Below are 13,818 nucleotides of genomic sequence, written 5' to 3' on the forward strand. Positions count from 1 at the left end.
AACTACAAAATGAAAAATACGTATACCATTACAGGAATGTCTTGCAACGGCTGCCGCACCAAAGCCGAAAAAGCCTTAAATGAAATGGAAGCTGTGGAAGCCACTGTAACATTAGAGCCACCAATAGCAACAATTATAGCTGAAAAATCAGTTTCCCTTTTCAAACTCCAAAAAGCATTGTACAAGGCGGGTAATTATGTTATTAGTGAAATAGATGCTTCCAATTCCATATACAGCACACCACAAGCCAGCACAATGAATGCCTTGGCTTTACCCAGCTCTGCTTCGGGAAAATACTATTGTCCGATGTTTTGCGAAGGCGATACAGTCTATGATACCCAAGTTGGTTGTCCTGTATGCGGAATGGATTTGGTCAAAGCCCCAGATTTGACCGCTACCAAAACGAAGTACACTTGCCCGATGCATCCCGAAATTGTTCAAGATCATCCCGGCGATTGCTCCATTTGCGGACTGGATTTAGTGCCAAAGCAAGCTGTTGAAGAGCAAGATACAGCCTATCTGGATTTGTGGCGCAAATTGAAAATCGCATTGGTCTTTACGATTCCTGTTTTTATCATTTCGATGCTGGAAATGGTACCTAACAATCCGTTATTGCAGCTGATGGAAACCCAAAAATGGAATTGGGTACAATTTGTTTTGTCGCTTCCTGTAGTTTTTTATGCAGGTTGGATGTTCTTTGTCAGAGCTTGGAAATCGATGCTGACTTGGAATCTCAATATGTTTACACTGATAGGAATTGGAACGGGCGTGGCTTTTTTGTTTAGCGTGGCGGGACTTCTATTTCCCCAGTATTTCCCTGATGAATTCAAGCACCACGGCACAGTTTCGCTTTATTTTGAAGCTTCGGTGGTGATATTGACTTTGGTTTTGCTAGGCCAATTAATGGAAGCCAAAGCCCACGGACAAACCAATAAAGCTATCAAAGAACTGCTGAAACTCGCACCAACTGAAGCGACTTTAGTTTTAGATGGACAAGACAAAGTAATCTCAATTCACGATATCAAAAAAGGCGATTTCTTGCGTGTAAAACCCGGAGAAAAAATCCCAGTCGACGGAAAAATTGCTGATGGCGAAGGCACTATAGATGAGTCGATGATTTCGGGAGAACCCATTCCTGTTGATAAAACAAGGGGCGATGGGGTGATTGCAGGAACCATCAATGGCAATACATCATTCGTGATGCTAGCCGAAAAAGTGGGTTCGGAAACGCTGCTTTCGCAAATTGTACAAATGGTCAATAATGCCAGTCGCTCGAGAGCGCCTATCCAGAAATTAGCTGATAGGATTGCCAAATATTTTGTACCAACGGTGGTTATTATTTCAGCATTGACCTTTATAATTTGGGCGAATTTTGGCCCTGAACCTGCAGCGGTTTATGGTTTTATCAATGCGGTAGCAGTGTTGATTATTGCTTGTCCTTGTGCTTTGGGCTTGGCCACGCCTATGTCAGTGATGGTTGGAGTAGGCAAGGGCGCCCAATCGGGTGTTTTGATCAAAAACGCCGAAGCTTTAGAAAATATGAACAAAGTAAATGTCCTGATTACCGACAAAACCGGAACCATTACGGAAGGAAAACCTTCGGTGGAAAAAGTTTTTTCTGTGAATGATGAAGCCGATACTTTGTTGCATTACATCGCTTCCCTAAACCAATACAGTGAACATCCATTGGCGCAAGCCGTCGTGAATGATGCCAAAACTAAAAATATCTTGCTAACCGAAGTCAAAGATTTCGAGGCTATTTCCGGCAAAGGTGTTACAGGAACGGTAGCCAATAGAAAAGTAGCTTTAGGCAATAAAAAGCTGATGGAACAACTGAATTCAGCTGTCGCTGAGGATTTGGAAACTAAAATCAGTACCGAACAAAAACTGGGCAAAACAGTCTCCTATATTTCCGTGGACGGAATAGCGGTGGGTTTTGTGTCCATTTCCGATAAAATAAAAGCCACTAGTGCAAGTGCCATAACCGAATTGATGCGGCAAGGAGTGGAAGTCATTATGATTACGGGTGATAATGAAAATACGGCAAAAGCCGTCGCCACGGAATTGCATTTATCTGGTTTTATTGCTAATTGTTCGCCCGAAGACAAACTGGTGGCAATCCAGCGCCTGCAAGCCGAAGGGAAAATCGTAGCTATGGCAGGCGACGGCATCAACGACGCTCCGGCATTGGCACAAGCCAACATAGGCATCGCAATGGAAACCGGAACAGATGTCGCGATGGAAAGTGCCCAGATTACCTTGGTTAAAGGTGATTTACAAGGCATTGTCAAAGCCAAAAACCTGAGTCAAGCTGTGATGCGAAACATCAAACAGAATTTGTTTTTTGCGTTTATTTACAATGTGTTGGGAATTTCAGTGGCTTCAGGATTGTTGTATCCTATTTTTGGATTGTTGTTATCGCCAATGATTGCGGCGGCTGCGATGAGTTTCAGCTCGGTTTCGGTAATTGCAAATTCATTGCGATTGCGAAGTTTTAAAATTTAATGTACCATATAAGTCATTTAAGTTTTCTTATATGACTTATATGGTTTAAATTTTTACTTCAATTTAAAATTCTTCTCGATAGCCAAAATCATTTCACCTGCTATATCTTTATTGGTCGCGCCTTCAATACCTTCAAGACCCGGCGATGAGTTGACTTCGAGTAATAAGGGTCCTTTTGTAGAGCGAATTATATCCACTCCCGCAACTTTCAAATCCATAGCTTTGGCGGCACGTATGGCGATTTTTTTCTCTCCGGGAGTAGGTTTTATGACAGAGGCGGTTCCTCCTAAATGAATGTTGGCTCGGAATTCGCCTGGCATCGCTTCTCTTTGAATAGCTGCCACAACTTTGCCATCAACCACAAACAAGCGTAGGTCTTTTCCGCTAGCTTCTTTGATGAATTCTTGTACTAATATGTTAGCATTCAAACTTTTGAAAGCATTGATGACACTTTCGGCAGCTTTTTTGGTTTCGGCCAGAACGACTCCTTTTCCTTGTGTTCCTTCGAGTAATTTTACAATTAAAGGCGGGCCACCAACCATCGCAATCAAATCGTTGGTATCTAAGGGAGAATTGGCAAAACCCGTGGTTGGAATATCGATACCGCTTTGCAAAAGCAATTGTAAGGAGAATAATTTATCACGTGATTGGGTAATGGCAGTCGATGAGTTCAAACAAAACACATTCAGTGCTTCGAATTGACGCGTCAAAGCGCAGCCATAAAAGGTAATACTAGGACGAATTCTGGGAATTATTGCGTCGAATTGATTGAGAATAATACCGCCACGATAATGAATTTCAGGTGTTTTGGCATCGAGTTTCATATAGCATTCTTTGATATTCAAAAAGTGCATTTCGTGACCCCGCATTTCACCGGCCTCCATGATTCGCTTGTTGCTGTACAATTCAGGGTTACTTGCCAATAATCCGATGCGTAAACCGGAACTGTTTTTTATTGCATTTTTATAAACTTCTTTTAAATTATCAGGTGTAGTTTGCCCTAAAAGATATTGTTGCTCGGGATCGACCAAAACCCTGCCGCTCATCGCTTCGCGACCTAAAAGCATTCGGAAACCCATAGAATCACGATTGGTCAAGGTCATTTCGATCACCCATTTCGAATTGCCTATATCTAATGTGGTTTGAATCACATAGCGCTGCTCTCTAAAACCACTAGAACTTTTGACGACTCTTTTATCAACCAAAAGCGCTTCGCAATGGATGATGGTTTTGACATTATTCTGAATGGGGTTGATGTCGAATTTGACCCAGTTTTGCCCTTCCTTTTTGAAAGGTGCAATATTGATCGCGTGCAAAGCCGATGTTTTGGCACCCGAATCGACTCTGGCTTTAATAGATGGAATACCTAATTCTGGTAAGGTACACCATTCTTCGCTGCCTAAAATTATTTTGCTTTGTAACATAAATGAGTTTTGTGAGGAACTTAATCAAATGTAAATATAGATTGAATTCGATAGTTTGGATGTTAAATTAGGGTTAAATCAATTTATGACGGACTCTAATGATTGGAAATGATAGGTTCTTTGGGTACAAATGTAGGTTTAGTCAATTACAATTTCAATACGTTAAGGAATAATAAACTTGGTTTTGCCATTCCTAAAAAAAAACAATTTAATGATATGGATTCGAGTGAATTCAGCACTAATTGTATCGTTTCATAACATTAATAAACTCAATGCGATTAATAATTTTAAACCACATAGAGATCTGAAAAAATAATTTGCAAAGGTGTTCATAGGTATTTTATTTACACATAGCTTTAAAATCTATGATAAGCAAATCGCCTTTCTATTAATAAAAATAACTTTTATTGCCTGCACTGAGCGAAGTCGAGCAGGGCATTCTATTTTAAAAGTTTCCACCACAAATTTTCACACATGTGCGAACTGACGAAGTAAATTCAAAGTCTTTGTTTTTTGTATGTTTGAGTTGATTATGATGTTGTTGGTAGGTTCATTTTTACGGAAATTTGTGGTTAAAGAGAATTAGGCTTTTTAAAAGCGAATGCCGTGGAAGTCGGAGTGTGGTTTAAGCCTCTCAAAGATTAATCGACTTCAAGTTAATAACAATAATAAAATTAGCCACGAATTAAATAAAATCCACATATCAATGTGTGAAATGTATATAATTCGTGGCTAAAATTTAGTTACAAAAGAAGACTAGCTCGTTGGCTCTTCGGTTTTTTGAATTTTAACGGTCAATTCTTGCGAAGTATCGTCTTCTAAATCCATAAAAATTTCATCACCAGCGCCTACTTTAGAAGTGATAATTTCTTCTGCCAAGGCGTCTTCGACATATTTTTGAATGGCTCTTTTCAATGGTCTTGCGCCAAACTGTCTATCAAAACCTTTGTCTGCGATGAACGCTTTGGCTCTGTCAGACAGGTTTAATTGATAGCCCAAATCTTTGATGCGTGCGTATAATTTTTGCAATTCGATTTCAATAATCAAATTGATGTCTTCTTTTTCTAAGGCATTGAATACAATTACATCGTCAATTCTGTTGAGGAATTCAGGTGCGAAGGTTTTCTTCAACGCATTTTCGATAATGCTTTTCGAATTATCAGCGGCTTGTGCCACTTTGGCAGCGGTCCCATATCCAACGCCTTGACCGAAATCTTTCAATTGGCGGGCACCCACATTCGAAGTCATAATGATAATCGTGTTTTTGAAATCGATTTTACGTCCCAAACTATCGGTCAAATAACCGTCGTCTAAAACCTGCAGCATCATATTGAAAACATCTGGATGCGCTTTTTCGATTTCGTCCAAAAGCACCACACAATAAGGTTTACGACGCACTTTTTCTGTTAATTGTCCGCCTTCTTCGTAGCCTACGTATCCCGGAGGTGCTCCAATCAATCTCGAAATTGCGAATTTTTCCATATATTCGCTCATATCAATTCGGATTAAGGCTTCTTCAGAATCGAATAATTCACGGGCTAAAACTTTGGCCAATTGGGTTTTTCCTACTCCAGTTTGTCCTAAGAATATGAAGGAGCCAATCGGTCGATTCGGATCTTTCAATCCGGCACGGTTTCGCTGTATAGCTCGGGCAATTTTTAGCACTGCTTCTTTTTGTCCAATGACCTTATTTTCGATCAATTGCGGCAGAATAGCGAGTTTGTTGCTTTCGGTTTGTGCAATTCTATTTACAGGAATTCCCGTCATCATCGAAACTACATCGGCCACATTGTCCTCGGTCACCTCGATACGATTGCTTTTTGATTCTTCTTCCCATTGTTCTTGGGCTATAGCCAAATCTTTTTCGAGACGTTTTTCGTCGTCACGAAGTTTAGCCGCTTCCTCGTATTTTTGTTTTTTGACCACCGCATTTTTCAGTTCGCGTACATCTTCTAATAGTTTTTCTAATTCTAAAATTTGTACAGGAACTTCAATATTGGTGATGTGTACTCGCGATCCCACTTCGTCTAAAGCATCAATGGCTTTGTCTGGCAAGAAGCGTTCAGACATATAGCGATTGGTCAATTTAACACAGGCTTCGATGGCTTCTGGGCTATACGTCACATTGTGGTGATCTTCGTATTTGTCTTTGATATTGTTCAAAATAATGATCGTCTCTTCCACCGAGGTCGGTTCGATAATTACTTTTTGGAAACGTCTTTCGAGCGCCCCATCTTTTTCGATGTATTGACGGTATTCGTCCAAGGTTGTGGCACCGATACATTGAATGTCACCTCTGGCCAATGCGGGTTTGAACATATTGGAAGCATCCAACGAGCCTGTTGCTCCGCCAGCGCCAACAATAGTGTGGATTTCATCAATGAAAAGGATGATATCGTCGTTTTTTTCTAGTTCGTTCATCACGGCTTTCATACGCTCTTCGAATTGTCCGCGGTATTTGGTACCGGCTACAAGACTGGCTAAATCAAGTGTCACCACTCGTTTATTGAATAATATTCTAGAAACTTTCTTTTGAATGATGCGCAAGGCTAAACCTTCGGCAATGGCAGATTTCCCTACGCCAGGTTCTCCTATCAGCAGTGGATTGTTCTTTTTGCGACGGCTTAAAATTTGAGAAACACGTTCAATTTCTTTTTCACGTCCGACTACAGGGTCTAATTTTCCTTCTTCGGCCATTTCTGTTAAATCTCTACCAAAGTTGTCTAGAACAGGAGTTTTAGATTTTTTGTTCGATTTATTGGCTGGATTATTAAAACTACCTTCTTTCAGACTGTCATCTTGTCCTGAATCCTCGTTGTAAGCGTCATTTCGGGGTAAATTTTCGATAAAATTTTCTTCGGATGGTGTCATATTTAAATATTGTTCTTTGGCTATATCATAATCAATGCTGAGTTTATTCAATAGCTTTGTTGTGGGGTCGTTTTCGTTTCTTAGGATGCACAATAGTAAATGTGCGGTGCTGATTGAGGTGCTGTGAAACACTTTGGCTTCTAAAAAAGTAGTTTTCAGGGCGCGCTCTGCTTGTCGGGTAAGATGAAGGTTCTTTTTTTCGTTGTTGGCATCCATTGTTGGGCTTGCCGGACTTAGAACCTCTACTTTTCTGCGCAAAAGATTCAAATCAATCGATAGATTGTTCAGTATATTAATTGCTTTGCCATTGCCATCTCTCAAAATTCCGAGCATAAGATGTTCAGTACCAATGAAATCGTGACCCAAACGCAAGGCTTCTTCTTTGCTGTAAGTAATAACATCTTTTACTCTTGGCGAAAAATTATCATCCATATTATCTCGTATTTCTATTGTAAAATTAGTGAATTGTTCTGTGTAAAACAAAAATTATACCTACTTCTAGGTTCTGTTTGCTAATTGACAAAAAAAAGAACAAATAAACGTTAAAACTTATATAATTTATTAACCAAAAAACGAGAACATTTTGTTAATAAATCATTGAAATAAGTAGCGAAAAGTTTGCGTGAAAACTTCGAAATGACGTATATTAGCACGTTTTGAAATTAAATTAAATTTATTAAATATTACAACTTATGTCTGAAGGAGAAAAGTTAATTCCTATTAACATTGAAGATGAAATGAAATCAGCTTACATCGATTATTCGATGTCAGTAATTGTGTCAAGAGCACTTCCGGATGTTAGAGATGGCTTGAAACCAGTGCATCGAAGAGTACTTTACGGAATGTATGATTTAGGAGTGACTTCAAAATCTGCCCATAAAAAATCTGCCAGAATTGTCGGTGAAGTTTTAGGTAAGTATCACCCTCATGGCGATACTTCAGTTTACGATGCGATGGTTCGTATGGCTCAAGAATGGAGTTTACGCTATCTGTTAGTCGATGGTCAAGGTAACTTTGGCTCGGTCGATGGAGATAGTCCTGCTGCCATGCGTTATACAGAAGCAAGAATGCGCAAAATTTCGGAAGAAATTATGGCCGATATCGAAAAAGAAACCGTTGACTTTCAATTGAATTTTGACGATACTTTGTATGAGCCAAAAGTAATGCCCACCAGAGTTCCTACTTTGTTGATCAACGGAGCTACAGGAATTGCAGTAGGTATGGCAACCAATATGCCGCCTCACAATTTGACCGAAGTCATCAACGGAACCTTGGCTTTTATCGATAATAACGACATCGAAGTAGACGAATTGATGACGCATATCAAAGCACCTGATTTTCCAACAGGGGGTACAATTTATGGGTACGAAGGCGTTCGTGAAGCTTTTAAAACTGGTCGAGGACGTATTGTGATGCGTGCCAAAGTGGGTTTCGAAGAAGTCGATGGCAGAGAGTGTATTATCGTAACCGAAATTCCATACCAAGTCAATAAAGCCGATATGATCAAGCGTACTGCTGACTTGGTCAACGAGAAAAAAATTGAAGGTATTGCCAATATTCGTGATGAATCGGATAGAAACGGGATGCGCATCGTTTATATCTTAAAACGCGATGCAACGCCTAATGTAGTGTTGAATACCCTTTATAAATTCACACAATTACAATCTTCCTTTAGTGTCAATAATATCGCCTTAGTGAAAGGGCGTCCGCAAATGTTGAATCTGAAAGATATGATTCATTATTTTGTAGAACACCGACACGATGTGGTGATTCGCAGAACACGTTTCGAATTGCGTAAAGCCGAAGAAAGAGCCCATATTTTAGAAGGATTGATTATCGCTTCGGACAATATTGATGAAGTTATTGCGCTAATCAGAAGTTCGAAAAATACCGATGAAGCCAGAGAAAAATTGATCGAAAGATTTCAGCTATCCGATCTTCAAGCTCGTGCCATTGTCGAAATGCGTTTGCGTCAATTAACAGGTCTCGAACAAGACAAGTTAAGAGCGGAATACGAGGAATTGATGAAATTAATCGAACATTTGAAAGCTTTATTGGAAGATGTTAATTTGAGAACGGCCTTGATTAAAGAAGAATTGGTAGAAATTCGCGACAAATACGGTGATGCGCGTCGTTCTATGATTGAATATTCAGGTGGCGATGTGAGCATCGAAGATTTGATTGCCGATGAGAATGTGGTCATCACCATTTCGCACGCTGGTTACATCAAACGTACCAATTTATCGGAGTACAAAACACAAAATAGAGGTGGAGTAGGACAAAAAAGTGCCGGAACAAGAGATCAAGATTTCCTTGAGAATATGTTCGTAGCCACGAATCACCAATATATGATGTTCTTTACTCAAAAAGGAAAATGTTTTTGGATGCGTGTTTATGAAATCCCTGAAGGTAGCAAAACGGCCAAAGGAAGAGCGATTCAAAACCTAATCAATATTGAAAGTGATGATAAGGTAAAAGCATTCATCTGCACTCAAGACCTAAAAGATCAAGACTACATCAAGAGTCATAACTTGGTGATGGTAACCAAGCAAGGTCAGGTGAAGAAAACGTCGTTAGAGAAATATTCTCGTCCGAGAGTCAATGGTGTTGCAGCTATTACGATCAAGGAAGGCGATGAATTATTAGAAGCCAAATTGACCAATGGCGAAAGTCAGATTATTTTGGCTGTTAAATCGGGTAAATTAGTTCGTTTCGAAGAAACCAAAACACGTCCGATGGGAAGAACAGCTTCGGGAGTTCGCGGTATTACTTTGAAAGACGAAACCGATGAAGTAATCGGAATGGTTACCGTAGATAAAGACAATATCAACGATTCACAAATTTTAGTAGTTACCGAAAATGGTTACGGAAAACGAACCAAATTGGTTGACGAAGATGGGGAAGACGTTTACAGAATTACCAATCGTGGTGGAAAAGGAGTGAAAACTTTGAATATCACCGAAAAAACAGGAAAACTGATTTCAATTAGCGCTGTAACCGATGCCGATGATTTGATGATTATCAACAAATCAGGATTAACCATCAGAATGGCTGTCGAAGACCTAAGGGTTATGGGACGCGCTACTCAAGGGGTTAAATTAATCAATCTTAAAGGTTCTGACTCGATTGCTGCGGTGACCAAAGTAATGAAAGACGATGTTGCCGAAGTAGTAGTCGACGAAGACGGAAATGTTATTGAAACGGAAGCTATCGAAAGAGTGAAACCTGTTCTTGAAGTGCTCGAAGAGGATGGTGTTGCCGAGGATGATGATTCAGACGAGGAGGACGATATCGTTGAAGATGACGAAGATGAGGCTGAGGACGACGACGAAACTGACAATTAAAAAATAAACAATCGAAAACATTTAATCGATATGATTTTTATCATAAACATTAAATGTTTTTCTTAGTAATTTTGCATAAATTTAAAACAAAAATCATGAAAAGTAAATATGTAATTCTAGCGTCAGCATTATTGATTTCAGTAATTGCTTTTGCTCAAAAAGATCAAATCAAAGCCGCTGAAAAAGCGCTAAAGGCTGGCAATCCGCAAGAAGCAGTCACTATTTTGAATGGTGCTGAATCTTTAGTAGCCAATGCCGAAGCTGCTGAAAAAGCGCACTTCTATTCAGTAAACGGAAACGCTCATTTGGAATTGGCCAATAAAAAAGTAGATGAAGGGAAAAATTTATCATTGGCTGCCAAATCATTTCAAGACTTATTAGCAGTGGAAAAAGCTTCTGGAAAAGATAAATATTCCTCTCAAGCTACGGCTTCCATTTTTGATATTAAAAACAAATTATTGAACAGTGCTATCGCTGACACAAAAGCCGATAAAGATATTGACGGCGCAAAAAAATTATACGATGCCTATTTGTTAGACAAAAAAGACACCATCAATTTGTATTATGCGGCCTCGACTTATGTAAATGGTAAAGATTATACAACAGCGCTGCAATGCTATGCGGAACTAAAATCTTTAAACTATTCTGGCAAAGGGACAAGTTATTTGGCAATGAATAAATTAACCAATCAAGAAGATTTATTTAATACCGCTAAAGAACGTGATTTGGCTGTGAAATTGGGAACTCACGAAAAACCAAAAACAGAAAAAATCCCTTCGAAAAGAGGTGAAATTTACAAAAACATCGCACTAATTTTAGTGGATCAAGGAAAAACAGAGGAGGCTAAAAAAGCCATTTCTGACGCTAGAAAAGCAAATCCAGAAGATACTACTTTGATTTTGACTGAAGCTAATTTGTATTTGGAAACCAAAGACTTTGAAACCTACAAAAAATTAGTGGCTGAAGCATTAGAGAAAAATCCAAACGATGCTGATTTAGTATTCAATTTAGGAGTGCTAAGTGCCAATGCCAAAAATAAAGCTGAGGCAGAGAAATATTACAAAAGAGTAATGGAAATCAATCCTAAATATACGAATGCGTATATTAATTTAGCGGCTTTGAAGTTGGAAGACGAAAAACCAATTATTGATGAAATGAACAAATTAGGAACTTCTACTAAGGATATGAAGCGTTACGATGTTTTGAAAACACAAAGAGAAGACTTGTTCAAAAGCACTATTCCTTATCTTGAAAAAGCGGTAGAGTTAGATTCAACTAATATAGATGTTGCAAAAACCTTGATGAACGTGTATCACGCATTAGAAATGAGTGCTGAATACAAAGCTTTGAAAGAAAAAATTAAAGTGTTAGAAGGAAAATAAAGCGCAGCTGATTCTAACTTAAAAATCCGTCTTAATTATTGAAAATTGAGACGGATTTTTTTTATATTATTTTTTTGATAACCCGAAGTTTGTGGGTGTGTTTATTGATTTCGGCATTGAAAATTCCCAGATGGTCTAATCGGTCGATTCTTATTTTTCCACTGGCGTGAATGATATAATTGTCTTCCATAATGATGCCAACGTGAATAATATTGCCTTCTTCATTATCAAAAAAAGCCAAATCGCCAGCTTCGCTTTCTTCAATGAAACTCAAAGCTTCCCCTTGTAAGGCTTGTTGCGAAGCATCGCGCAAAAGTCGATAGCCATTGAGTTTGTAAACCATTTGAGTAAACCCCGAACAATCGATGCCAAAAGGTGTTTTTCCGCCCCAGAGATAGGGAGCGTTGAGGTACATAAAAGCCGTACTAATAATACAATTTTTCGATTTTATCCCGCTGATTCTTGTTCCTTCAAAATTAAAGTTGGCATTATTAATGTCAGCGTGGGACAAAAAAGACAAAGACGAACCAAGCGGAATGGGGAGTAATAAATTATTTGGACCTGTAATGTATTCTAATAAATCCGCATTCAAAACAATTACATCTTTGGATAATTGATGAAATTCAGCCTCAGAAATAAGTTGGTATTGTTTCGAATCGACCCAGCCTTCATAATCGTCGAATTCTAATTTTATTCTCGACCATTGATTGTACTGCTCCAAGATTTCGAAATGTTCGCCAAATAAAACTTGTGAAACAATTTCGCTTCTGTCGCTGTGATCAAATCGAAGGGGGATGATGGCAAGATTACAAATTCCGAACATTTAAACTAGTTTAGGTTTTAAGGTTTTTATTTTTTTTGGAGCTTTTTACTTCGTCCGTTCGCTACGCTCGAGTTCTGCTGTTCGCTATAATCTTTTTATTTTTAAAGAAAAAAAGGATGGCCATTTCCAACAGGGTTATGATTTGTGTTGGTATTGATTTAATATTTTTCGATAACAATAGCCGAAGCTCCGCCACCGCCATTACATATTGCAGCCGCACCAATTTTGCCCTTATTTTGTTCTAAAACATTTAATAGCGTAACAATAATTCTTGCTCCCGAACAACCTAACGGATGACCTAATGATACCGCACCACCATTTACATTTACTTTTGTATCATTCAATCCAAGTATTTTCGAATTGGCTAAGCCTACAACCGCAAAAGCCTCGTTAAATTCAAAATAATCCACTTCTTCTATTGAGAGGTTGGCTTTTTCTAAAGCTTTAGGAATAGCCATCGCTGGAGTTGTGGTGAACCATTTTGGTTCTTGAGCAGCATCGGCATAACTTTTTATATAAGCCAAAGGTTTTAATCCTAAGGAAAGAGCTTTTTCTTCGCTCATCAATACCATTGCGGCAGCGCCATCGTTGATGGTCGAAGCATTGGCAGCAGTGACCGTTCCGCCTTTTGTAAAAACAGCATTCAATGCTGGGATTTTATCAAGATTGACATTCGTATATTCTTCGTCCTTTGAAATAATAATGGGTTCGCCTCGCCTTTGAGGAACAGCGACAGGAACTATTTCAGCATCAAATTTTCCTTCTTCCCAAGCTTTTGCCGATCGTGTATAGGATTGAATGGCGAAGGCATCTTGTTCTTCACGGCTAATCTTATATTCAGATGCACATAAGTCGGCACAAACGCCCATTGCATTGTTGTCGTACGCGTCGGTAAGCCCGTCTTTCTGCATTCCGTCAACCATAGCAGCGGGGCCAAATTTATAGCCATTTCGCAAATGCATATAATGCGGAATCAAACTCATATTTTCCATTCCGCCAGCTACTACAATTTCGGCATCGCCACTTTGAATGGCTTGAGCAGCCATCATCACCGCTTTCATTCCGGAGGCGCAAACTTTATTTACAGTAGTACAAGCCACAGTATTGGGTAAGCCAGCAAAAATAGCAGCTTGTCTGGCAGGAGCTTGTCCTGAGCCTGCCTGAATGACTTGTCCCATAAATACTTCATCGACCAAATTACAGTCGAGCTGAATTTTGTCGAGAGCGCCTTTTATGGCCACAGCACCCAATTGTGGGGCCGCAACGGTAGATAGTCCCCCCATAAAACTCCCGATTGGAGTTCTGACTGCAGATACAATAACGACTTTTTTGCTCATGATTGCTTAGATTCTTTGTTTATGTTGCGAATTTAATCATTTTGAGCAAATACCAAATTACAAAATTGATAATATTGTATTTTCAGGAATGATTTTTAGTTAATAATTTATGGATCAGTGCTCGCTTCGTTG

The 13,818-nt window shown here is 39.1% G+C and carries 7 protein-coding genes; 3 read left to right on the forward strand and 4 right to left on the reverse strand.

What is annotated here, in order from left to right:
• Positions 1-9: 9 nt before the first annotated feature.
• The gene (locus E1750_RS16275; protein WP_133277784.1) at positions 10-2,505 is read left to right on the forward strand and encodes a heavy metal translocating P-type ATPase; all 2,496 of its coding nucleotides are present in this window, start codon (positions 10-12) and stop codon (positions 2,503-2,505) included.
• Positions 2,506-2,558: 53 nt separating this feature from the next.
• On the opposite strand, the gene rimK is transcribed toward E1750_RS16275, so the two are convergent.
• The gene (gene rimK / locus E1750_RS16280; protein WP_133277785.1) at positions 2,559-3,929 is read right to left on the reverse strand and encodes a 30S ribosomal protein S6--L-glutamate ligase; all 1,371 of its coding nucleotides are present in this window, start codon (positions 3,927-3,929) and stop codon (positions 2,559-2,561) included.
• Positions 3,930-4,685: 756 nt separating this feature from the next.
• Positions 4,686-7,232, reverse strand: coding sequence for an ATP-dependent Clp protease ATP-binding subunit (locus tag E1750_RS16285; protein WP_133277786.1), 2,547 nt, complete (start codon positions 7,230-7,232; stop codon positions 4,686-4,688).
• Positions 7,233-7,492: 260 nt separating this feature from the next.
• Between E1750_RS16285 and gyrA the strand changes: the two genes are divergently transcribed.
• On the forward strand, positions 7,493-10,144 hold the full coding sequence (gyrA, locus tag E1750_RS16290; RefSeq protein WP_133277787.1) for a DNA gyrase subunit A: 2,652 nt from the start codon (positions 7,493-7,495) through the stop codon (positions 10,142-10,144).
• A 95-nt stretch (positions 10,145-10,239) separates the two neighbouring features.
• Complete coding sequence (locus E1750_RS16295; protein WP_133277788.1) at positions 10,240-11,526, forward strand: tetratricopeptide repeat protein; 1,287 nt, start codon at positions 10,240-10,242, stop codon at positions 11,524-11,526.
• 61 nt (positions 11,527-11,587) lie between these two features.
• Here the strand turns inward: E1750_RS16295 and E1750_RS16300 are convergent, their stop codons facing one another.
• Complete coding sequence (locus E1750_RS16300) at positions 11,588-12,349, reverse strand: C40 family peptidase (RefSeq protein ID WP_133277789.1); 762 nt, start codon at positions 12,347-12,349, stop codon at positions 11,588-11,590.
• A gap of 158 nt (positions 12,350-12,507) precedes the next feature.
• Positions 12,508-13,686, reverse strand: a complete 1,179-nt coding sequence (locus E1750_RS16305) for an acetyl-CoA C-acyltransferase (RefSeq protein WP_133277790.1) — start codon at positions 13,684-13,686, stop codon at positions 12,508-12,510.
• Positions 13,687-13,818 lie beyond the last annotated feature (132 nt).

The sequence above is a fragment of the Flavobacterium nackdongense genome (genome assembly GCF_004355225.1).
Classification (GTDB): domain Bacteria; phylum Bacteroidota; class Bacteroidia; order Flavobacteriales; family Flavobacteriaceae; genus Flavobacterium; species Flavobacterium nackdongense.

Bases quoted from the DNA above. Each gene is read 5' to 3' on its own strand.
- E1750_RS16275 (WP_133277784.1), top strand. From the start codon at position 10: ATGAAAAATACGTATACCATTACAGGAATGTCTTGCAACGGCTGCCGC.
- rimK (WP_133277785.1), bottom strand. From the start codon at position 3,929: ATGTTACAAAGCAAAATAATTTTAGGCAGCGAAGAATGGTGTACCTTA.
- E1750_RS16285 (WP_133277786.1), bottom strand. From the start codon at position 7,232: ATGGATGATAATTTTTCGCCAAGAGTAAAAGATGTTATTACTTACAGC.
- gyrA (WP_133277787.1), top strand. From the start codon at position 7,493: ATGTCTGAAGGAGAAAAGTTAATTCCTATTAACATTGAAGATGAAATG.
- E1750_RS16295 (WP_133277788.1), top strand. From the start codon at position 10,240: ATGAAAAGTAAATATGTAATTCTAGCGTCAGCATTATTGATTTCAGTA.
- E1750_RS16300 (WP_133277789.1), bottom strand. From the start codon at position 12,349: ATGTTCGGAATTTGTAATCTTGCCATCATCCCCCTTCGATTTGATCAC.
- E1750_RS16305 (WP_133277790.1), bottom strand. From the start codon at position 13,686: ATGAGCAAAAAAGTCGTTATTGTATCTGCAGTCAGAACTCCAATCGGG.